Origin of the sequence: Paraburkholderia sp. RL17-381-BIF-C, from assembly GCF_046026435.1 — a bacterium.
Lineage (GTDB): Bacteria > Pseudomonadota > Gammaproteobacteria > Burkholderiales > Burkholderiaceae > Paraburkholderia.
In genome coordinates, this window is the sequence record NZ_JARESX010000021.1 from 90,064 (window position 1) to 111,410 (window position 21,347).

General features: G+C 63.2%; 21 protein-coding genes. 12 read left to right on the plus strand and 9 right to left on the minus strand.

Annotated features, from left to right (window positions below):
• Positions 1-249: 249 nt before the first annotated feature.
• Both P0D70_RS15510 and mctP read left to right on the plus strand, forming a co-directional pair.
• Positions 250-447 carry a DUF3311 domain-containing protein gene (locus tag P0D70_RS15510; RefSeq protein ID WP_091807142.1) on the plus strand — a complete coding sequence of 66 codons (198 nt, stop codon included), beginning with the start codon at positions 250-252 and terminating at the stop codon, positions 445-447.
• On the plus strand, positions 444-1,925 hold the full coding sequence (mctP, locus tag P0D70_RS15515; RefSeq protein WP_408185150.1) for a monocarboxylate uptake permease MctP: 1,482 nt from the start codon (positions 444-446) through the stop codon (positions 1,923-1,925). Before P0D70_RS15510 ends, mctP begins: the two co-directional genes overlap by 4 nt.
• Positions 1,926-2,083: 158 nt before the next feature.
• On the opposite strand, the gene P0D70_RS15520 is transcribed toward mctP, so the two are convergent.
• Complete coding sequence (locus tag P0D70_RS15520; RefSeq protein ID WP_408185151.1) at positions 2,084-3,034, minus strand: LysR family transcriptional regulator; 951 nt, start codon at positions 3,032-3,034, stop codon at positions 2,084-2,086.
• Between the two features lie 311 nt (positions 3,035-3,345).
• Between P0D70_RS15520 and P0D70_RS15525 the strand changes: the two genes are divergently transcribed.
• Positions 3,346-4,791: a putative bifunctional diguanylate cyclase/phosphodiesterase gene (locus P0D70_RS15525; RefSeq protein WP_408185152.1), complete on the plus strand. Its 1,446-nt coding sequence runs from the start codon at positions 3,346-3,348 to the stop codon at positions 4,789-4,791.
• Positions 4,792-4,846: 55 nt separating this feature from the next.
• Here the strand turns inward: P0D70_RS15525 and P0D70_RS15530 are convergent, their stop codons facing one another.
• Entirely contained in the window at positions 4,847-6,079 is a 1,233-nt protein-coding gene (locus P0D70_RS15530; RefSeq protein WP_408185153.1) for an NAD(P)/FAD-dependent oxidoreductase, read from the minus strand.
• Between the two features lie 358 nt (positions 6,080-6,437).
• On the opposite strand from P0D70_RS15530, the gene P0D70_RS15535 reads away from it, so the two are divergent.
• Genes P0D70_RS15535 through P0D70_RS15550 form a run of 4 tightly spaced genes read left to right on the plus strand, consistent with a single transcriptional unit; the run spans position 6,438 to position 11,187 of the window.
• Positions 6,438-7,253 (plus strand): DUF3348 domain-containing protein, encoded by an 816-nt coding sequence (locus tag P0D70_RS15535; protein ID WP_408185154.1) that lies wholly within the window; start codon positions 6,438-6,440, stop codon positions 7,251-7,253.
• A gap of 10 nt (positions 7,254-7,263) precedes the next feature.
• Positions 7,264-9,882 carry a DUF802 domain-containing protein gene (locus tag P0D70_RS15540; protein WP_408185155.1) on the plus strand — a complete coding sequence of 873 codons (2,619 nt, stop codon included), beginning with the start codon at positions 7,264-7,266 and terminating at the stop codon, positions 9,880-9,882.
• Positions 9,879-10,526 carry an OmpA family protein gene (locus tag P0D70_RS15545; protein WP_408185156.1) on the plus strand — a complete coding sequence of 216 codons (648 nt, stop codon included), beginning with the start codon at positions 9,879-9,881 and terminating at the stop codon, positions 10,524-10,526. The genes P0D70_RS15540 and P0D70_RS15545 overlap by 4 nt, the downstream gene beginning before the upstream one ends.
• Positions 10,519-11,187 carry a DUF2894 domain-containing protein gene (locus P0D70_RS15550; RefSeq protein WP_408185157.1) on the plus strand — a complete coding sequence of 223 codons (669 nt, stop codon included), beginning with the start codon at positions 10,519-10,521 and terminating at the stop codon, positions 11,185-11,187. Before P0D70_RS15545 ends, P0D70_RS15550 begins: the two co-directional genes overlap by 8 nt.
• A gap of 53 nt (positions 11,188-11,240) precedes the next feature.
• Here the strand turns inward: P0D70_RS15550 and P0D70_RS15555 are convergent, their stop codons facing one another.
• Positions 11,241-11,534, minus strand: a complete 294-nt coding sequence (locus tag P0D70_RS15555; RefSeq protein ID WP_408185158.1) for a TFIIB-type zinc ribbon-containing protein — start codon at positions 11,532-11,534, stop codon at positions 11,241-11,243.
• Positions 11,535-11,618: 84 nt separating this feature from the next.
• Positions 11,619-12,371: a TerC family protein gene (locus tag P0D70_RS15560; RefSeq protein WP_408185159.1), complete on the minus strand. Its 753-nt coding sequence runs from the start codon at positions 12,369-12,371 to the stop codon at positions 11,619-11,621.
• Positions 12,372-12,491: 120 nt separating this feature from the next.
• Here P0D70_RS15560 and P0D70_RS15565 point away from each other — a divergent pair, with 120 nt between their 5' ends.
• The gene (locus tag P0D70_RS15565) at positions 12,492-13,373 is read left to right on the plus strand and encodes a LysR family transcriptional regulator (RefSeq protein ID WP_091807166.1); all 882 of its coding nucleotides are present in this window, start codon (positions 12,492-12,494) and stop codon (positions 13,371-13,373) included.
• On the opposite strand, the gene P0D70_RS15570 is transcribed toward P0D70_RS15565, so the two are convergent.
• The 3 genes from P0D70_RS15570 to P0D70_RS15580 form a co-directional block, all read right to left on the minus strand.
• On the minus strand, positions 13,346-13,807 hold the full coding sequence (locus P0D70_RS15570) for a TerB family tellurite resistance protein (protein WP_408185160.1): 462 nt from the start codon (positions 13,805-13,807) through the stop codon (positions 13,346-13,348). The genes P0D70_RS15565 and P0D70_RS15570 overlap by 28 nt on opposite strands.
• A 210-nt stretch (positions 13,808-14,017) precedes the next feature.
• A complete protein-coding gene (locus P0D70_RS15575) occupies positions 14,018-14,494 on the minus strand; it encodes a hypothetical protein (RefSeq protein ID WP_408185161.1) in 477 nt (158 codons plus the stop codon).
• Positions 14,495-14,595: 101 nt separating this feature from the next.
• Positions 14,596-14,916, minus strand: a complete 321-nt coding sequence (locus tag P0D70_RS15580; protein ID WP_408185162.1) for a DUF4148 domain-containing protein — start codon at positions 14,914-14,916, stop codon at positions 14,596-14,598.
• A gap of 186 nt (positions 14,917-15,102) precedes the next feature.
• Between P0D70_RS15580 and P0D70_RS15585 the strand changes: the two genes are divergently transcribed.
• Complete coding sequence (locus tag P0D70_RS15585) at positions 15,103-15,294, plus strand: hypothetical protein (RefSeq protein WP_408185163.1); 192 nt, start codon at positions 15,103-15,105, stop codon at positions 15,292-15,294.
• A 133-nt stretch (positions 15,295-15,427) separates the two neighbouring features.
• Positions 15,428-16,177, plus strand: a complete 750-nt coding sequence (locus tag P0D70_RS15590; RefSeq protein ID WP_408185164.1) for a hypothetical protein — start codon at positions 15,428-15,430, stop codon at positions 16,175-16,177.
• Between the two features lie 93 nt (positions 16,178-16,270).
• Here P0D70_RS15590 and P0D70_RS15595 read toward each other — a convergent pair whose 3' ends face one another.
• Both P0D70_RS15595 and P0D70_RS15600 read right to left on the minus strand, forming a co-directional pair.
• Entirely contained in the window at positions 16,271-17,767 is a 1,497-nt protein-coding gene (locus tag P0D70_RS15595) for a HAMP domain-containing sensor histidine kinase (protein WP_408185165.1), read from the minus strand.
• On the minus strand, positions 17,764-18,510 hold the full coding sequence (locus P0D70_RS15600; protein ID WP_091809173.1) for a response regulator transcription factor: 747 nt from the start codon (positions 18,508-18,510) through the stop codon (positions 17,764-17,766). The genes P0D70_RS15595 and P0D70_RS15600 overlap by 4 nt, the downstream gene beginning before the upstream one ends.
• A gap of 265 nt (positions 18,511-18,775) precedes the next feature.
• Between P0D70_RS15600 and P0D70_RS15605 the strand changes: the two genes are divergently transcribed.
• Positions 18,776-20,644 carry a cytochrome c biogenesis protein DipZ gene (locus P0D70_RS15605; RefSeq protein ID WP_408185166.1) on the plus strand — a complete coding sequence of 623 codons (1,869 nt, stop codon included), beginning with the start codon at positions 18,776-18,778 and terminating at the stop codon, positions 20,642-20,644.
• 53 nt (positions 20,645-20,697) lie between these two features.
• Positions 20,698-21,347, plus strand: a 650-nt coding sequence (gene msrA / locus P0D70_RS15610; RefSeq protein ID WP_408185167.1) for a peptide-methionine (S)-S-oxide reductase MsrA, incomplete at its 3' end; no start/stop codon positions are given.

Sequence of the window (21,347 nt, forward strand, 5' to 3'; positions counted from 1 at the left end):
ACAGCCGACGGGCTACGTATTATTACGTAGCCGGCTTACGTAGTTGCGCGCTTGTGAGGACGCTTACGAAGGCGAATACTACATCCCCGCGGCGTAATGCGCCTTGCGGGCGCTCACGCCTGCCGCCGCGCGCATGGCGCGGCGCAAAGGGCACATCCGGTTTTGCCGTCTACTGTCAGGTAACCGGTTTCCGCGTGCCACACCACGAGCCGTGGCGCGCGGTTTCAATAATAGACTTAGGAGAAGTTTGTGGAGACCTCCCAACCTGCCGGCCGTTCATGGCTATGGCTGATCCTGCTGATCCCGTATATCGCGTTGTTGTGGCTGCCGTTCTATAACGACACGCGTCCGTCGTTCGCGGGCTTTCCGTTCTTCTACTGGTATCAGTTCTTGTGGGTGCCGTTGACCTCGCTACTGATTTACATCGTGTACCGAGGTGTCAAATGAGCGAAGTGAATCCTGTGAATCCGGTTGCGATGACCGTCTTTATCGCGTTCTTTGTTCTCGTCACCGTGATCGGCTTCTTTGCCGCGCGCTGGAAACGGGGCGATCTGACCCAGTTGCACGAATGGGGCCTCGGTGGCCGCCAGTTCGGCACGGTCATTTCGTGGTTCCTCGTGGGTGGTGACTTCTATACCGCTTATACGGTGATCGCCGTGCCCGCGCTGGTCTATTCGGTGGGCGCGTATGGCTTCTTTGCGCTGCCTTACACGATCATCGTCTATCCGTTCGTGTTCGCGGTAATGCCGAAACTGTGGAAGATCGCGCATGCGAAAAACCACATCACGGCAGCGGACTACGTGCAGGGCGAATACGGCGGCAAGTGGTTCCCGGCAGCGGTCGCCTTGACCGGCATTGTCGCGACCATGCCGTATATCGCGTTGCAACTGGTGGGCATGCAGGTCGTGATCAAGGGGCTCGGCGTGACCGGCGAAATGCCGCTGATCGTCGCCTTCGTGATTCTCGCGCTCTACACCTACGCGAGCGGTCTGCGGGCGCCGGCAATGATCGCGTTCGTGAAGGACATCATGATCTACATCGTCGTGATCGCGGCGGTGTGGCTGATTCCGGCCAAGCTCGGCGGCTACGCGCATGTGTTCGACGCGGCCGATACGTATTTCAAGGCCAAGGGCGGCGCGACCGGCATCATTCTGAAGCCGACGCAATTCACCGCGTATGCGTCGCTGGCTTTGGGTTCGGCGTTGGCGGCCTTCATGTATCCGCATACCATGACGGCGGTGCTGTCGTCCTCGTCGGCGAATACGGTGCGCAAGAATGCGATCTTCCTGCCGGCGTACACGCTGCTGCTGGGTCTGATCGCGTTGCTCGGCTATATGGCGATTGCAGCCGGCGTGCATGTGAAGTCCGCTTCGGACATGGTGCCGGCGCTCTTCAACACGCTGTTCCCGTCGTGGTTCGTCGGCTTTGCGGCGGCGGCGATCGCAATCAGCGCGCTGGTGCCCGCGGCCATCATGTCGATCGGCGCGGCTAATCTGTTCACGCGCAACTTGTGGCGTCCGCTGGTTTCGCCGAATATCTCGCCTGAAGGCGAGGCTTCCACGGCGAAGATCGTTTCGCTCGTCGTGAAGTTCGGTGCGCTGCTGTTCATCGTGTTCCTGCCGACGCAGTACGCGATCGACCTGCAACTGCTGGGCGGCGTGTGGATTCTGCAGATTTTCCCGGCTATCGTGTTCTCGCTGTACACGCGTCGTTTGAATACGACGGGCCTGTTCCTCGGCTGGCTGGTCGGCATTGTGATCGGCACGAGCCTCGCGATCATTCAAGGGCTCAAGCCGGTGTATGCACTGCATCTCGGTGACGCGGTCTACCCGGTCTATATCGGCCTGATCGCGCTGGTGGCCAATATCGTCGTGAGTTTTGTCGTATCGGTTCTGTCGCCGCGCAGAGTGGCGGCTGCAGCCTAAGCCTGACCGACTGACGGTCTGGTCAATGAACGCCGCGGACTTTATTGTTCGCGGCGTTTTTTATTGTGGGTTCGATCTGGACACGCGAGCTGACCAGGTATGTCGCGAGCAGGCCCAGCGCTGCGCCCGGTTCGTATTGAACGGCCGCGCGTGGGCCGCTAAACCAGTATTTCCACCGAATGCGTCGCGCGCAGCGTGTCGGGCGTGCGCGCCCACGATTCGTCGCGGATCGTATCGATCAGGCAGTCGATAAAACACATCGCCGCAGCGTCCGAAGGTTGACCGGCGCGCGTGATGATCCCGACCATCGACTCGTCGAGCTGCTCCCGCACGGGGATCGCGCATAAGCCCTCGCGGGCCGCGCACAATTCGATGAGCGGCCACGGAAAGATGCTGACCATGTCCATGCGCTTGAGCAGCGGCAAGGCGACGGTCAACGAGTGAAGGAAGTGAATACTGCGCGGCGCGGGCAAGCCGTGCTGCAGGAACATCCGGTACGGCGCCTGCCCCTCGGTTTCGGGGTCGAGCGCGACGAGCCAGTCGAGATCGAGCAGATCGGTCAGTGAGCGGCTGTTCGCGCGCGGATGATCCTGCCGCGCGACGATGGCGAGGCTCGAAGAAAACAGCGGCCGGTAGTTGAACTCGCAGTTAGTCATCCCTGGCGTTTGCCTGCCGACGAAGATGTCGAGGCTGCCGTCGCGCAAACGCGGGTTGGCGATGGCGATCAAGCCTTCGAAGACGTTGAGCTGGATGTCCGGCATTCTTTCGCGAAAACGCGCGACCGCCTCCGGCAAAAACGTCATCGCAACCCATGCCGTTACGGCAATCGAGAGTCGCCCGTTTGGATCGCCGCGCATTGAATCCACGGCCTGATGCGCGCGCGCCATCTGCGCGACGATAAGCCGCGCATGGGCGAGCAGCGTCTGCCCGCATTCGGTCAGTGTGACGCCCGACGAAGTGCGGGCTACGAGCTGCATTCGTACGGCTTCTTCCAGATACTGAAGGCTTTGAGTGACTGCAGCGGGTGACGAATTGAGCAGTCGCGCGGCCCCGCGGACGCTGCCCGCGTCCGCAATGGCGACAAGCGCACGTAGCTGGTGAATTTTCACTTTTTAATTGTGTGGTTCGTGCGGCGTGCAGCAAAGTGTTCAGCTTTGCTTTACGCGTTCACTCGGACGACCCGTTTTCGGGCGGGCGATGCCGGGATATCGTGGCGGCACTGTTACGAATGCCACCCCGAGGTGTTCACGCCGCGCAGCTTGTTCAAGTCTCCCTGCTCCGGCCCTGTCTGTCAATTCGTTATGCGCGTTGGCAATGCGTCACTCGTGTACAGCGGCCCGAAGGGTCGATGCTGGCGCGATTGGTCCACCCCTTTCCGGCTGTTCTCCCCGGACGAAGTGTAAAGTGCAGGAGTGCCAAGATGACTCACCCAGCGACCAACAGCCGCATGCAAGCGCGTGCAAGCGATTCAATCTCCTGTTTGCCTCGCGAAGAAGCCGCACGCCCTATACGCTGCGGTGCGAGTACTGTTCAGCCGGAGCCTGTTCATCACGCCGGCTATGCGTTGGTACTCGACTCGCTTACCCGTTTGCACAATCGCGTCTACGTTGCTGAGTGCCTTCAGCATTTACTAAAATCGCCGCGCGCGGCACGCATTGCCGTGCTGTTCGTCAATCTCGATGGCTTCAGCAAGATCAACGATCATGGCGGTTACGATGTCGGCGACTACGTTTTGCGCGACGTCGCGGGCCGGCTCAAGGGAGTGATCGGTGAACGTGGTCTGTTGGGGCGCATCGGTGGCGACGGATTTCTCATCGTCGTCGACGACCGCGGCAACCCGCTGACGATCTGCGCCTACGCGCGCCGGATCTTCGAGCTGTTCACCGCACCGATCGAGGTCGGCGACAGTGAATACTACGTGGGCGTGTCGATCGGCATTTCCCGCTCCTGCGGTGAAGCACGCGACGCAGCCGCACTGATTCGCGACGCCGGTCTCGCGATGAGCCACGCGAAGCAGCACGGCCGGAACCGTGCGCAATACTTCACGGCTGACATGCAATGCGAGCTGCAACGCCGCTTCAGGATCGAAGCGTTGTTACGCGGCGCACGGGCGGCCGGTGAACTCAAGCTCGTTTATCAACCGATCGTCGACAGTGCCTCGGGCGAGACGGTCGGCGCGGAAGCGCTGCTGCGCTGGACCCATAGCGAGTTGGGCGAGGTCGCTCCTGCCGAGTTCATTCCGATTGCCGAAGAAGCCGGTTTGATGGAGAGAATCGGAGACTGGGTGCTGGAACAGGCTTGCGCGCAGGCCGGGCAATGGCGCTGGAGCCTTGCGCCGCAACTCGCTGTCTCCGTCAACATTTCGCCGCTCCAGGTCAACGAACGCTTCGTGCGGCACGTTGCCGCGTGTCTCGAGCGCAATGGGCTCGATCCATCGGCGCTGCAACTGGAGATAACGGAAGGCATGTTGTTGCCGAATGACCCAGTGGTGTCGGCGGCCACGGCGGCGCTAGCGAATCTCGGCGTCAAGCTCGCCATCGACGACTTCGGTACGGGCTATGCGTCGCTCTCCTATCTGAAGCGCTTTGCTTTGCACAATCTGAAGATCGATCGCTCGTTCGTCGCGGGCCTGCCGCACGATCGCGATTCGGTCGCGATCGTGCTTGCGCTCGTGACGATGGCGCACGCATGCGGCATGACGACGACAGCCGAGGGCGTGGAAACACACGAGCAGGCGACGGCTCTGTTCGAGATGGGTTGCGACATGCTGCAGGGTTACTTCTTCAGTCGTCCTGTAAGCGCGGCGGAATTCGGCGGCGCGTTGTCCGCCGCCGATCTCGGCAATAAATGGTGCGCCGTGCGGTAGTAATCGATAACGAACAATGGAGCTGCCGGTATGTTGCCGCCGGCGAGGCTTGCCGTTAGAAGCGCTCCACGCTGAACGGCCGCGGGTCCACGACGGTGGCTTCGCCGGTCATCATTTCGGCGACGAGGCGTCCTGTGATCGGACCTAGCGTGAGCCCATGATGTGCGTGACCGAACGCGAACCATAAACCGTCGTGCTTTTTCGCGGGGCCGATGATCGGCATCATGTCCGGCGTGCAGGGGCGCCGGCCCATCCACGGTTCGGCATCCAGACGTTCGCCCAGCGGAAAAAGCGCGCGGGCGGCCGGTTCGACGGCGGCGAGCTGCGTTGGCGTTTTCGGCGCGTCGAGGTGGGCGATTTCCGCGCCCGTCGTTAAGCGGATGCCGCGTGCCATGGGCGCCAGCACGTAGCCGTTTTCCGCGTCGAGCACCGGCTGATGCAGGCGGGCCGTTCCCTGCGGCGCGTAGTGCATGTGATATCCGCGTTTGACGGCGAGCGGCAAGCGATAACCGAGGCGCGCGCTCGCGCGATCCGACCACGGCCCCAACGCCACGACAGCGGACGCTGCCGAGATCGTGCCTTCCTCCGTATCGACCTGCCAGCCTTCGCGAAGCGTATCCGCATCGCCGATAAAAAACCGTCCGCCCAGCGCTTCGAAATACTTCGCGTACGCGGTGACGAGTGCGTTCGGGTCGCTCACGGAATCGGATTGCGGATAGCGCACGCCACCCACGAGCGTCTTGTCGAGATCGGGCTCGATCTGCTGCAGGCGGGCGGCGTCGAGCGTTTCGAACTGGACCTCGTATTCCCTGTGCCAACGTTCGGCGACAAGCGCTTCCTTCTCGAGAACCGCTTCGGTGCGAAACACCTTCATCCAGCCGATCGGGCGCAGTAGCGCGCTTGCGCCGGCGTCGGCGGCTAGCGCACGGTGCTCGCTCACGCAATGCTCGATCAGCGTCGCATACGACTTCGCAATGGCGGCGTGCCTCGACGGATGAGAGTTGCGCCAGTATCGCCACAGGAAGGGCGTGGTCTTGAGGATGGCGTCGGCATGGTAGCGAACGTCCGGTGATTGATTGCGCGCGTAGCGAAGCAACGTGCCGAGCCCACGAGGAAACGCATAGGGATAGACGCCTTCGCGCTGAATCAGGCCTGCATTGCCGAACGACGTCTCATTGCCTGGCAGTTTGCGATCCACCAGCGCGACCTGGCGGCCGCGTTTCTGCAGATGCACGGCAATGCACACGCCGACAATGCCCGCCCCGAGCACAACCGTATCGAATTTCATTCTATTGACGTGCCTCGCCTGAAGTCACTTTGTTCGAAGATTTCCGCGATCCGATCGTCCGACATTCGGGTCGCGCGGCGCCGAGCGCAGGCGCAATGAAGCGAACGTTTATCTTACATGGAGTCGTCCAGATCTAAGGCCGAACCCGGCATCACGCAATGCATGCGCAAGAACCTTGCGGCGACCGGGGGCGTCGCGCTTCAGCGCGTTGCGCAAGCGGCTGGAGCAGCAGGCTGGAAGGCCCGTCGGCAGGGCGTTCGGCACGATCCAATGCCTCTTGCGCACGGCCAATGGATCGCACGGCAGCCGCCCCGGTCCCGTCAGCGTGTAAACTGCTGACTTTTTTGACTCCGGTGGTATGTTGCAAGCCCCCCCGCGCACCGCGCTCAGCGGCCCGGCGCTCATTCGCTTACTGGCTCGCCTCGCGGATGCCGACATTCCCGAATCCAGGCAATCGCTCTCGGACCGGCTTAGCCAATGGCTCGGCTGGACCGACGCCATTGCGCTGTCCTCGGCGCTGAACGGCAATCCGCCTGCTGTCGCGGCCGGCGGTCGAGTTTTCGGCAGCGCCGAAGAGGCGGACTATGTGCGCGCGCGCAGTTCGCTGGCGAAGGCGATCACGGGCGACAGCGTATTCGCTGCCGCGCGGCGCCATGGACACGGACACGCGCACGGACATGGACACGGAGCTGCTCACGCGCCGTCGCGGATTGCGCCCACGGAGCCGGCGGCCGACTACGCGGTTTTTCGTCAGCGCTATCTTGCCCTCCAGCAGTCGATGGAAACGGGCATCGGCAATCTGCGCGGCCGTCTGCGAGCCATGCTGGCGGCCAGAACGCCCGCCATGGCGCGGCTCGCGGTGGTGGACGCGGTCATGGAGCGCGCCCTGAGCGAACGTGAGCGCAATCTGCTGGCTGCCGTGCCCGGGCTGCTCGCGGGGCACTTCGAGCGCTTGCGCGCGGCCGAGCAGGCGGTGCTTACCGCCGCCGAGGCCGAGGCCGAGGCTGCGGCCTCGGGTGACTCTGCAGGCGACGCCACCGGCGACGCAACGCCGGTCACGCCCGGCGCATGGCTGAACCTGTTCCGCAAGGATATGCAAAGCGTGTTGCTTGCCGAACTGGATATTCGTTTACAACCGGTCGAAGGGTTGCTCGCCGCCCTTCGCGCCAGCTAACTGGGACACTATGTCCAGATATCGTATTGATCTCGTTGTGTTTCTGGCTGGTCTGGCCGCTGTGTGCTGGATCGCCGCCGGCTACGCCGTTTCGAACCCGTTGGCGTTGGCCGTCACTTTATTGATCGGCGCTTGCTACGTGGCGGGCGCGCTCGAATTGCACCGCTACCGCGAGGCTACTGGCACGCTGACGCGCGCCGTCGCGGGGCTGTCCGCGCCGCCGCCAAGCCTCGGCGCATGGCTCGAGCCCTTGCATCCCAGCCTGCGCAACGCGGTGCGGCTGCGTGTCGAGGGCGAGCGCGTGGCCTTGCCAGGTCCGGCGCTGACGCCTTATCTGGTCGGCTTGCTGGTGCTGCTCGGCATGCTGGGTACGCTGCTCGGCATGGTGGCCACTTTGCGCGGCACCGGCATGGCGCTGGAAAGCGCAACCGACCTGCAGGCGATCCGCGCCTCGCTGGCCGCGCCGGTCAAGGGTTTGGGCTTTGCGTTCGGCACCTCGATTGCGGGCGTGGCGAGTTCCGCCATGCTGGGGCTGCTGTCCGCGCTGTGCCGGCGCGAGCGCCTGCAGGCCGCGCAGATGCTCGACGTGAAGATCGCGACGACCTTGCGCATCTACTCGCAGAGTCATCAGCGTGAAGAAGCCTTCCGGCTCCTGCAACGTCAGGCCGAGGTGATGCCCACGCTGGTCGACCGCTTGCAGACGATGATGGGGGCCATCGAGCAGCAGAGCCTCGCCTTGAATGAGCGGCAGATCGCGAGCCAGGAGGCTTTCCATGGCCGGACCGAGGCCACTTATACGCGCCTCGCCAGTTCGGTCGAGCAGTCGTTGAAGGCGAGCGTCGCGGACAGCACGCGTGCCGCCGGCGCGGCGCTGCAGCCGGTCATGGAGGCCACGATGGCCGGTCTCGCGCGCGAAACGGCCGCGTTGCACGAGACCGTCACGCACGCGGTGCAGCGGCAACTGGACGGACTGTCGAGCGGCTTCGAGGCGAGCACCACGACCGTTGCGGACATCTGGAACAAGGCTCTGGAAGGGCATCAGCGTTCGAGTGAGGAACTGGCACAGCACCTGCGCGACACGCTGGATCGCTTCACCGGCACGTTCGAACAGCGCTCGGCCGGTTTGCTGGACGGCGTCGCCGCACGCCTGGAAAGCGCGGTGGGTGGCGTGTCGCAGGCCTGGAACGAGGCGCTGTCGCGCCAGGAAAGCGTCGGCGAGAAGCTTGCCGCGAGCAACCAGCAAGCCCTGGCGGCGGCTGCCGCGACGTTCGAGCAGCACGCGGCGTCCCTGTTGCGCGGCGTGGGGCAGTCGCACGCGGAGTTGCAGACCGAGTTGGGCTCGAAGGACGAACAGCGGCTCGCCGCCTGGACCGAGGCGCTCGGTGCGATGGCGGCGACGTTGAGCAAGGAGTGGGAGCAGTCGGGCGCGTGCACCGCGAGCCGTCAGCAGGAAATCTGCGAGACGCTGGCGCAAACCGCGCGCGACATCTCGGTCCAGACGCAGGCTCACGCGAGCAACACGATTGCCGAAATCGACCGGCTGGTCCAGGCCGCGGCGGAAGCGCCGAAGGCCGCGGCGAACCTGCAAGCGGAGTTGGCCGCGCGGGATCAGCAACGGTTGGCAGCGTGGACCGACACGCTTGGCGCGATGGCGGCGACGTTGAGCAAGGAGTGGGAGCAGTCGGGCGCGCGCACCGCGAGCCGTCAGCAGGAAATCTGCGAGACGCTGGCGCAAACCGCACGCGACATTTCGGTCCAGACGCAGGCGCACGCGAGCAATACGATTGCCGAAATCGACCGGCTGGTCCAGGCCGCGGCGGAAGCGCCGAAGGCCGCGGCGAACCTGCAAGCGGAGTTGGCCGCGCGGGATCAGCAGAGGCTGGCCGCCTGGACCGAGGCGCTCGGAGCGATGGCGACGACGTTGAGCCACGAATGGGAACAGGCGGGCGCGCGCACCGCGAGCCGTCAGCAGGAAATCTGCGAGACGTTGGCGCAAACCGCGCGTGATATTTCGGCCCAGACACAGGCACACGCGAGCAGCACGATCGCCGAGATCGGGCAACTCGTGCAAGCGGCTTCGGAAGCACCCAAAGCCGCCGCCGAAGTCGTCGCCGAATTACGCCAGAAACTCTCCGACAGCATGGTGCGCGATACCGCGATGCTGCAGGAGCGCAGCCGCTTGCTCGAAACGCTGGAAACGCTGCTCGACGCGGTCAATCACGCATCCACCGAGCAGCGCACGGCCGTCGACGCGCTCGTCGCCACTTCGGCGGATTTGCTGGAGCGCGTGGGGACACGCTTCACCGACAGGATCGAACTCGAAACCGGCAAGCTGGGCTCGGTGGCCGCGCAAGTCACCGGCAGCGCTGTCGAAGTGGCGAGCCTCGGCGAAGCGTTCGGCGCCGCCGTGCAAGTGTTCGGCGAGTCGAACGACAAGCTGGTCGCGCACTTGCAGCGTATCGAAACCGCGCTCGACAAATCGCTCGCGCGCAGCGACGAACAGCTTGCGTATTACGTGGCGCAGGCGCGGGAAGTCATCGACCTGAGCGTGATGTCGCAGAAGCAGATCGTAGAAGACCTGCAGCAGCTCGCCGGGCGGCGCGCGGCAGCCGGAGCTGAAGCGGCATGAGCGAGGACATCGACGGCGGCGTGGAGCAGGTCGCGCCGATCTGGCCGGTTTTTGGCGACCTGATGTCGGTGCTGCTCGGCGCCTTCGTACTGATTCTGGTGGGCGTCATTGGCGTGCAACTGGAGCTGTCGAACAAGCTGGAACAGGAGGTCAAGCAGCGTCAGCTCGAAACGCAGCGCCGCAAGACGCTGGAGCAGGCGCTCGCGGGCCCGCTCGCGGCCGGGCGCGTGACACTCGTGAATGGCCGCATCGGCATTAGCGGCAATGTGCTGTTCGCGCTGAACTCCGATCAATTGCAGCCGCAAGGGCGGGATCTGCTCAAGAGTCTGGCCGGGCCGCTCTCCGCGTATCTCGGCGCCAATGACGAGATCCTGATGGTGAGCGGCTTTACCGACGACCAGCGTTTGCGCGAAGGCAACCGTCGTTTCGCCGATAACTGGGAATTGTCGGCGCAACGCGCGTTGACGGTGACGCGCGCGTTGATCGACGACGGCGTGCCTGCCTCGTCGCTCTTTGCAGCCGCGTTCGGCTCCGGCCAACCCGTAAGTTCGAATGCCGACGAGCAGGGACGCGCCAAAAACCGGCGCGTGGAAATCGCGCCGGTCCCGCGCCCGTCGTCTTCCACGGTGAAGCCTCGTGAGTAAGCCCGACAGCGATCCGGCAAACGGAGCCCGGGCGACGCTCGACGCGTGGCGCGCGCGCGGCGCCGATCGTCTGGATCCGGTCCGCTTTCATTTCATCGAGGCGCTGGCCCGGCGCGCGGCCGGCCACAGCGGCGAGGCGCGACGGATTCTGGATGCCCGGTTAGCCGGTCTGCTGGAAGCGTATGGTGGGCAGATCGAACGTTCAGGAGGCTCGACGGACGATGCCGACGCCTTAAGGCGCGCGGACCGCACGGTGTCGTTGCCAGACGAGCCCGCGCAGGCAACGCTGAAGGGCCTCGTCGACTCCATCGCGAGTCAACATGCGCTGGCGACGAACGGCTCGCCGCGATCCGCCTCGTACCCGGAACTGGCGGAACTGGATTACTTCAGGGAAGTCTGGTCCAAAGTCCGTACCGAGAAGCAGATGCGGCAGTCGCTCGAGCAGGTGCCTGGCAACGCCGGTCCGCTGAACTCGAGCAGCCTCGTGCATCGTGCGCTCTCGCTCATGCGCGAGGTATCGCCCGGTTATCTCAAGCAGTTCCTCTCCTATGTCGACGCCTTGTCGTGGATGGAGCAGATCAACGGCGCCACGGCGCCGGTGGGTAAAGAGGCCCCGCGCGCCGGTACCCCCGGCAAGAGCGCTCGCGGCAAAGCACGCTAACGGTGGCGGCGACGGCATACTGCCGGCGCCTTTTTCATCCTGACTGGCGCTGCTCAGTCGAAATCGAACACGTCGAAAATCGAGCGCTTTTTCTTTCGCGTCCGATAGTCCGTTCGACGATCGTCGTACCCACGGTGGCTGTCGTACGAGTGTTCCCGATCACGGTGGCCCTCACGACTTGCGCGTGTCGCGGGCGCCGTGTCGAGGCTCGCGGCGTCCTGCGCGATCAGCTTGTCGAGTTCACCGCGATCGAGCCACACGCCGCGGCAGTCCGGGCAGTAGTCGATTTCGATCGAGCGGCGCTCGGTCATCAGCAGGTCGGTGGTCTTGCATACAGGGCATTTCATGGTGTCGCTCCTCAAGAGTAGAAAGGCATCGAACGCTCGATCGTGCGAGCCGTCCGATCCGTCAACAACTTCCCGCGCTATCGGTCATTCCCCGGTGCTGGGCACGCGCTTCGACTTCGCGCGGCGCACCAGCATGTTCATCGCCTCGACGAACGCGGAGAAAGCCATCGCCACGTAGATGTATGTTTTCGGCACGTGTGAGCCAAAACCTTCAGCAATGAGCGTCATGCCGATCACGAGCAGGAAACTCAGCGCGAGCGTGACGATGGTCGGATTACGATCGATGAAGCGTGACAGCGGACGCGCTGCGAACAGCATGACCAGCACCGCGCTGATCACCGCGATGAACATGATCGGCATATGGTCCGTCATGCCGACCGCCGTGATGATGCTGTCGACCGAGAACACGATATCGAGCAGCAGGATCTGGCCGATCGCGCCTGCCACGGTCAACTGCACGGTGCTGCTCGCGTTGCCGCGTTCTTCTTCCGCATGCACCACGTGATGGTGAATCTCACGCGTCGCCTTCCAGACGAGGAACAGACCACCGCCGAGCAGGATCAGATCGCGCCACGAAAACGCGTGGCCGAACAGCGTGACGGCGGGCGCGGTCAACTGCGCAATCCAGGCAACCGTACCGAGCAGGCCCAGTCGCAGCACGAGCGCGAGCATGATGCCCAGACGCTGCGTGCGGGCGCGTTGCGCTTCCGGCAGCTTGTTGCTGAGGATCGAGATGAAAATCAGGTTGTCGATGCCGAGCACGATCTCCATCACGACCAGCGTGAGGAGCGCTGCCCATGCAGCAGGGTCGGAAGCGAGTGTGAGCAGAAAGTCCATGGTGTCCGTAAGCGAATGAATGCAGGTAACGTCGGAATAGCGTCATGATCGCCGCCACCGCATTTCGAATAAATCAGTGATAATCTGATCGTTATATCGATTTTTTCGAAGTGTTACGCCATGCTCAACTACCGTCACCTGTACTATTTCTGGATCGTCGTGAAGGAAGGCGGCTTCGCGCGCGCGGCCGAGCGGCTCGATATGGCGGTTCAGACCATTAGCGCGCAGGTGCGCGAGCTGGAAAAATCGATCGGCCGCCAGCTGTTGAAACCGGCCGGGCGCGGCGTCACGATGACGGAGGCCGGCGAGACGGCATTCAATCGCGCGGAGCAGATTTTTCAGATCGGCGAGGCGTTGCTCGACGAGATGCGCGAGGCGGGTGGGGAAGGCGTGGCGCGGCTCGCGGTGGGTCTTTCCGACGGCATTTCAAAGCTCGCGGCACACGCGCTGCTGGCGCCGGTGCTCGGCACGCCGTCGCTCAGGCTCTTGTGCCACGAGGGTGAGCATGCGGAGCTGATGTCGGAGCTTGCGCTGCACAGGCTCGATCTGGTGCTCGCGTGCCAGCCGGCGCCGCACAATGCCGACCTGCGCGTGTTGAGCCAGCGCCTTGCGGGTTCGCCGGTCGATTGGTACGGCCCGGCGGAGATGGTCCGCAAGTCCGCGCGCGCGGGCTTTCCGCAGTGCCTCGCAGAGGTGCCTCTGCTTCTGCCCACCCGGCACGCCGCGTTGCGCGCACGCCTTGACCGGTGGTTCGAGGCGCAAGGCATCCGGCCGCGCATTGTCGGCGAGTTCGAGGACAGCGCGTTGATGGCGGTGTTTGCCGCGCGCGGCCTCGGCGTATTCCCGCTCGCGGAACTGGGCGCGGAAGACCTGTCGCTGCTGCGAGGCCTGCGCTGGCTCGGCCGCGCGGACGGCGTGATCGAAGAGATCCACGCCATCCGGTCGCGTCGCGGCCAACATCACGGCCTCGCGTCTCAGGTGGTGGCTGGCGCGCGGTTATAACTACGCAACACGTGCGAGGGGAGGCCCTGACGTCGCGCGGCAGGCGTCAGATTGGGGCCCCACGCATTCAATACGGCGGCAAGCACGGCGATTTCACCGTCCGCCAGAAAGTCGTCGGCGACCGTCACGGCCACGCATAGGCGAATCACCTTGCGACGCAGCGCGGGATCGTCGATCTCGTCGATCAAGGTCGTCAGCATGGCCGGATCGAGATGACCCACCGGCGGCGCAAATGAAGGCTGTGCGACCGAGTGATCCTCGCATAGCGTCTGCACGATCTGCTCGAATTGTGCCGGTGCGAGACCGAGTTCGCCGGCAATATCCAGTCTGTCCAGCACACGCTCTTCCGAACTGCTGACGTGGCCGTCGGCGGTGAGAGCGAGCGCGACGATGCGTGCTGCGGCTTGCGGGCTGTTACGGGGATAGGTGCGCATGATAGGGTCCTTTCGCGGATATGTCCGTAGTGAAGATGAACCCAGTCTGCGGCATGCGGTGGATCGAATAAACCTGCCAATTACGAACAAATGGTTCGGAAAAAACGAAGCTTTCCGGTTAGCCAATCGTGCCGGATGTGCTCGACAGGTCACCGATGAGAAGTTGAAGTTCCTGCCTTCTCACCGGGGAACCATGCGGCCGTTATCGATTTAAAGCGGATGTAGCTTGCCGTTGAGGTCCATCGACCACTTCGAGCCATCGCCGAATGTGAGGACGCCGTTCATCGCGTCGATATGCGTCGGTTTGCCGACGGGCTCTTTCGTTGTTCCTCCGACAATACGAGCCATGTCGGAAGAGGTCATTTCTTCGTTGCGATGCAACTCGTCGATCTTCAGTTCTTTCATGACGTGCTCCTTGAGAAAGATTATTTGGTTGAGCACGTTGATGAGTGCTCGGCTAGTCATAGCGCACAGGACATGCCAGTTTCGCTTTTGCACCGCCAAGCCGCTGATAACAAAGGAGATGCCGGCGATTAACCGCATACGGCGAAGGTGCCGGGTGGTGCGGCTAATCCAACAGTCAAAGGCTTGGGTGTCGGTTGAACGACAACAGGCTTTACGCGGAGGAGGATCCACGTCGAACAGGGCGCGAATGATCGAATCCACGCTTCGAAGCGGATCGCTCACCGCTCCGCTTACTGCCTCCAAGTCGATCCCAGTTTTGGCCGGAACAGCGTCAATCGAAGGGCGAGCCCGCTTTCCGCAGGTTCGCCCATCCAGAATTGCCGTTAATGCATCGGCATGGTCTGCATTGCCGGCTGGTTGTCATTGAGCGCATTCTTTTGGGCTGCGTGCATGGCGGCGACTTTTCTTTCCGCTTCCTGAATGTCGGCGGGATAGTCGTTGTCGTCGCCTCGGGACGGGTCATATCCAGCGGCTTCTAGTTCCTCGAGTTCATGGCGCACTTCGGCGCGCGTGACTTGATGCGTGCCGGGCATGGCAGACGTTTGCGCATAAACACTGGTCGAACTCACCAGAAAGGCCGCGCTCATGACGAATGCGCCAGACAGGGCCCGCACGGCGCGCCGGTTCAGCGAGATCAGTTTCATGTCAATACTCCTCAATGTGCGAGCGCAATGTTCGAACTCGACGTGAGCCGGCATCAGCACGCTCTGAACCGGTAAACCGTCGGAATGGATTTCTTATTCCGGGTGACGTGTTTAAAAGGAGAGCGGGAATAACCACGTGAAATGCGGCGTCTTACAGTCGTGAAGACACGAATTGGGGGTGCTCAAATGGACATCATCGACATGGCCCGTCAGTCAGGAATGGCGGTTATTCTCGACGGCCGGATAGGCCGGGAGGAATACCACAGCGTTTGCGGTTCACTGTCGGCACTTCAGAAATTTGCCGACGCTATTCGCCATACGGCGGTGAACCGAAGAGCGGACGACAACCGGCAGGAACGGTCTGCGCGTGGGGCCTGACATGATTCGAACACGTAACCCCGCTGGGACGACACCGTGCCCGGCTGACTTTCCGCGAGCCACCCGACGCGAGACGATATCGCTGCTGCGGCGGCCGCCGGGTTTGTCCGCGCTCAATGTCAGGGAGTCGACCGTGCATACGTTACTGCGCCGTTTTCAGCTCGTGTCCGGTGTGGTTTTGCTGATCTACCTCTTTCTGCATCTGGTCAATCACGCGCTGGGGATCTGGTCGCTGGATCTTGCCGGGCGCGGTCTCGTGCTGGCGCTGCGGTTGTGGCGCAGCGTGCCTGGCACCGTGCTTCTGTATGGCGCGGCGTTGCTACATTTTTCGCTGGCGCTGCGAACCATCTATGGGCGCCGCTACTGGACGCTTCCGCTCACTGAATGGGTTCGACTCTGGGCGGGACTGAGTCTGCCTCTGCTGCTAATCCGGCATGCCGTGTCGACCCGTCTTGCGTCATCGCTCTACGGTTTTGAACCGAACTATGAACGCATTCTGATATCGCTCATCACCAGCGGCACGCAAGGCTTGCAGCTCGCATTGCTCGCGCCGGGCTGGTTGCACGGTTGTCTCGGACTGTGGCTGCGCATGCGTCATCATGCTATGGCGCGCCGCGCGAAGCCCGTTCTGGTTGCGCTGCTCGTTCTGTTGCCGCTGTTGTCCGCCGCGGGTTTTATACGAATGAAGCAGGCGGTCATGGCGATCAGTGCCGGGCCGTTGCAGCCCGATTCGAAACTGATCGCACATCAGGGCGCGCTCGATGCATGGCGCCATTACATTCTGCTGCTATATCTGTCGCTGCTGATAGGCGCGTTCGTCGCCGGCCAGCTACGCAACTGGCTGGAGCGTCGGCGACTTGGAAAGACAGCGATTAACGTCTGATTCCCCGGTGTCGTGAAAGGCCGCTGCCGCTACGACCATGCCGACGGTCTCAGGTGCGCGCGCGTTGGCGGCAGCGAGTTCTGCTGCGATCCGTCACAGGGGCAGGCCCGCGGTACTCGCCCTGACGGCAGCCGTAGGCAACTCGAAGCAGAAAGTCGTGCCCGCTCCCGCTGCGTCGACCAGACGTATCTGGCTATGGTGCAATTGCAGCATGCGCTGGACGATCAGCAACCCGAGCCCGCCGCCACGATGCGCGCCGCCGGCGCTGAATGGCCGTTCGAACAACCCCTCGCGCTGCTCGGCTGGAATGCCGGGCCCCGTGTCGCTGACCGTGACCGACACCTTGCCGTCCTTGTGCACGAGATCGATTTCAATCGATCCTTGGGCGGGTGTGTGGCGAATCGCGTTATCGAGCAGGTTGGTCAGCACGCGTTCGATCATGCCGAGGTCAGCGCAAACATTCGGCAGACGCGGCGGAATAACCGCTCGCAACTGAATGTGCCTCGCCTCGGCCGGCAACTCGAACTTCTGAAAGACGTCCTGTACCAGATCCGTTAGCGAGAATGGCTCGAGCGCAGGTTGCACGTTGCCGTGTTCGAGCCTGGCCAGTTCGAACAGTGCCTGGGCGAGCCGTCCCACCTTGACGCTTTGCGCGAGCGCGATCGCCAGATAGCGTTTGCGCTCCGTTTCGCCGAGCGTGTCGGACTTCAACGACAGTGTCTCGAGGTAGCCGTGCAGGGAAGTCAACGGTGTGCGCAGGTCGTGCGAAATATTGGCGATCAACTCGCGGCGCTGCTGGTCCTGCCGCGTCAGCGCGCGCCATTGTTCGCCGATGCGCTTCGCCATCTGCGCAAAGGTGGTTTCGAGCACCGCGATTTCGTCGCGCGGTCCGGCTGCCGAGGAGCGCGGCACGTTCGGCTGGGTGTCGGGCTCGCCCTCCGCGTCGAAGCGGCGCATGGCGTCGGTGAGCCGGCGCAGCGGCCGCGTGATGAGGCCGAATGCCGTCAAACCGGCAAGCAGTCCCAACAAGGCAACTAGCGCCATCGACCACAGCGTAGTCCGCAACACGGAACTGGCCGCCACGCGTGCGGCCAGTGCGTCGTGTTCTTCGCCGAGCAGGACCACGTAGATATACCCGGACGGCGCCTGGCCGCTCAGTTGCAGCGGCGCGGCGCTGAACACTTTCCTGCCGTCGGTGCTGCGCGGGTCGTCGCCGAGAATCGGCAGTGCCTCGCCCGCGATGAATTGCCGGATTGGCTTCAGGTTTACCTGTTCACGCTTGACGTGTCCGACAGGCGCGTCGTCGCCTTTAATGCGCCCTTGATTGTCGAGCAGATACACCTCGACACTCGGATTCACCATCATCAGTTGCCCGAACAGTTGCCGGACCGCGTCGGGCCGCAAGCCGTTCGCGTCCATCAGCGTGGTGCGGCGCGCGATATGGTCGGCGAGATTGCGCGACAGGCTCTGTATGACCTCCTTTTCGTGCAGATCGCTTGAACGGATTTGCAGGAAGGCCGACGCGCCGCAGCATGCCAGCAACAGCACGGAGAAAACGAGCGAGAGCCGCTGGGTCAGCGTCAGATTCACGATGCGTCCTTCTGCGCGCCGGCGGGCGCGGGTGTGTCGCCAGGTACGGCGAGCTTGTAGCCGCGACCCCAGACGGTCAGGATGCGCTCGGGTTGGGCCGGATCCGCCTCGATCTTCGCGCGCAGCCGGTTGATATGGGTATTGACAGTGTGCTCGTAGCCTTCGTGCTGATAACCCCACACTGCATTGAGCAGGTCCATGCGCGAAAACACTTTGCCGGGATGCTGCGCGAAGTAATACAGCAGGTCGAATTCACGCGGCGTGAGTTCGATCGGCTTGCCGTCGACGGCCGCCTCGCGCGTCAGCGGATCGATTGCGAGCCCGGCAATCCGCAGGCTGCCGCCTTCGATCCGCGCATCTTTCGCCAGGGCGTCGACGCGGCGCAGCAAGGCCTTGACGCGTGCGACCAGTTCGAGCACCGAGAACGGTTTGGCGAGATAGTCGTCAGCGCCCAGTTCGAGGCCGAGAATCCGGTGCACTTCGCTCGAACGTGCGCTCGTGATGATGATCGGCGTGTAGCGCGTCATTGCGCGGGCGCGCCGGCAGATTTCGAGGCCGTCGACGCCGGGCAGCATCAGATCGAGAATCAGCGCGTCCCAGCCGCCTTGTTCGAGCAGGCGCAGCCCTTCGTTGCCGTCGGCGCTGTGCACCACTTCATAGCGCTCGTCACGCAAATGAAGACTCAGCACGTTGGCGATGTCGACGTCGTCTTCGACGATCAGGATGCGCTTCGGATTGTCCATGGTGGGTTTCAGCGGCGGTTCAGGGCGCGGTTGAGCAGCAGGGCCGGGCACGGCCGCCGGGAAAGGCAGCCATTGCGCCATTGTGCAAAATTTCCGGCCTGCGAGTTATCACATTTAATTTAACTTTTCGTGAGGACTTCGACATCGGTGGCGCTCTAGCATGGGGGCACTTTCCGCAATACCAGGCCCTGAATGAACTGTACGCCGGCTGACGCCCGAGCCCGCGTGCCCACTGTAACCGTCTACACGAACGTTCGGAACTGACATGCTACTCATCGTTCTCGCCTATCTTGGCGGCGCCCTCACCATTCTCAGCCCATGCATTCTGCCTGTGCTGCCGTTTGTTTTCGCGCGCGCCGATCAGCCGTTCGTGCGCAGCGGCTTGCCCTTGCTCGCCGGCATGGCGCTCACGTTCGCGCTCGTCGCGACACTTGCGGCGGTGGGCGGTGGCTGGGTCACGCAGGCCAACCAGTATGGCCGCTGGCTGGCTATCGCGCTGCTGGCGATCTTCGGGCTGACGTTGCTGTTTCCGCGCTTCGCCGATCATTTGATGCGGCCGCTCGTCAGCGCCGGCAATCGTCTGTCCGATTTCGCGCAGGCGGATGGCCACCAGGTCCGCGCGGGGTCGTCGTTTCTGCTCGGCATTGCCACCGGTCTGCTCTGGGCGCCGTGCGCCGGGCCGATTCTCGGCCTCGTGCTGACTGGCGCGGCACTGCGCGGCGCGAGCGTGGGTACTACGTTGCTGCTGGCGGCTTATGCGGCGGGCGCGGCGACGTCGCTGGCGGTGGCGCTCCTGATCGGCGGCAAGGTGTTCACGGCGATGAAGCGTTCATTGGGCGCGGGCGAATGGGTTCGCCGCGGAATTGGTGCCGCGATGTTGTTCGGCGTAGCTGCGATCGCGCTCGGATTCGACACCGGCGTACTCGCTCGTGTTTCGACGGTCGCCACCGGCGGTCTCGAACAGAAGCTCGTCGACACGCTTTCACCCAACGCGGCGCCGGGCAAGTCGCGGGTTGCCGGGAATCCGGCGGAGGTATCCGCCGGCGGCGCGATGAGGAGCGCCAACCCGGCGACGCAAGGCGGCGCGGTGGTCGAACCGGTCTCCGCCGCGATGTCGGGCGGGGCGATGATGCGCACCGCCGCCGCTGCGGCGCCGCTGCTGGTCGAGGGTGTGCTGCCTCCGCTGAACGGCGCTGTCCAATGGCTCAATTCGCCGCCGCTTACGCTGCAGGACTTGCGCGGCAAGGTCGTGCTGATCGATTTCTGGACATACTCGTGTATCAACTGCCTGCGTTCGCTGCCGTATGTCAAAGCGTGGGCGCAGAAGTACAAGGATCAGGGGCTCGTCGTGATCGGTGTGCATGCGCCGGAATTCGCCTTCGAGCGTAATATCGACAACGTGAAGAAGGCCACGCATGACCTGGGGGTCGACTACCCCGTTGCGATCGACAACAACTATGCGATCTGGCGCGCGCTGAATAATCAGTACTGGCCCGCGCACTATTTCGTCGATGCGAAAGGGCAGATTCGCTATCACCACTTCGGCGAAGGCGATTACGCGGAATCGGAAAAGGTGATCCAGCAACTGCTGGCCGAAGCGGGCCACGCGAATGCGTCGAATATCGCAATCGGTATTGCGAGCACCGGCGCACAAGGCGTGCAAGCCGCAGCCGACAATGCCGATATGCAATCGCCGGAAACCTATGTCGGTTATCAGCGCGCGGAGAACTTCGCGTCGCCGGGCGGGGAGGTCGAGGACAAGGCGCACACGTATGCAGCGCCGTCGCAACCAGCCGTGAATGACTGGGGGCTCGCCGGTTTATGGAACGTGGGTGCGGAGCAAGCCACGCTCGTCGCCGCGTCGGGACGCATCGTGTATCGCTTTCATGCGCGCGACCTTCATCTGGTGCTCGGGCCGGGTAAGGACGGCAAGCCAGTGCGGTTTCGTGTAAGTGTCGACGGTGCCGCGCCTCGCGCCTCGCACGGCACCGATGTCGCCGCTGACGGCAGCGGCATCGTGACCGGGCAGCGTCTCTATCAACTGGTGCGGCAAACCGGCCAGGTCGAGGACCACACGTTCTCGATCGAGTTTCTCGATCCGGGTGTGCAGGCATTTGCCTTCACATTCGGTTAAGCCGACGCGAGCGGCCTGACTCAACTTCAAGCTGATCCAAAGGAATGACCATCATGCGTACGATATCCAACCGCACCGCGTCGCCGCGGAAACGTTTCTCCGTTACTCGACTCACAGGTCTCGTTGTAGTTGCTTTGGGCGTTGTGGCCGCGCAGCACGTCGCGCATTCGGCTGAAGCCGCCACGAAGATCCCGGCTCCCGTACAGGACGAGAAGGGCGTTGCAACGCATAGTGAAACGGCGGTGCTGGCGGGAGGCTGTTTCTGGGGCGTGCAAGGTGTGTTCGAACATGTGCGTGGCGTGAAACAGGTCGCGTCCGGTTATAGCGGAGGCGCGGCTTCCACCGCGCAATACGAAACCGTCAGCGACGGCGATACGGGACACGCGGAGTCGGTGCGGATCACCTACGACCCAACGCAGATCACGTATGGGCGATTGCTGCAGATATTCTTCTCGGTTGCGCACAATCCCACTGAGTTGAACTATCAGGGCCCTGACCACGGCACGCAATATCGCTCGGCGATTTTCCCCGTGAATGCCACGCAGCGCGGTATTGCGCAGTCGTATATCGCACAACTGAACAACGCTCATGTTTTTGCTGCGCCAGTCGTGACTCGTGTGGAGGACTTCAAAGGCTTCTATACGGCGGAAAGCTATCACCAGAACTTCCTCGCGCTGCATCCGAATCACCCATACATTGCCAT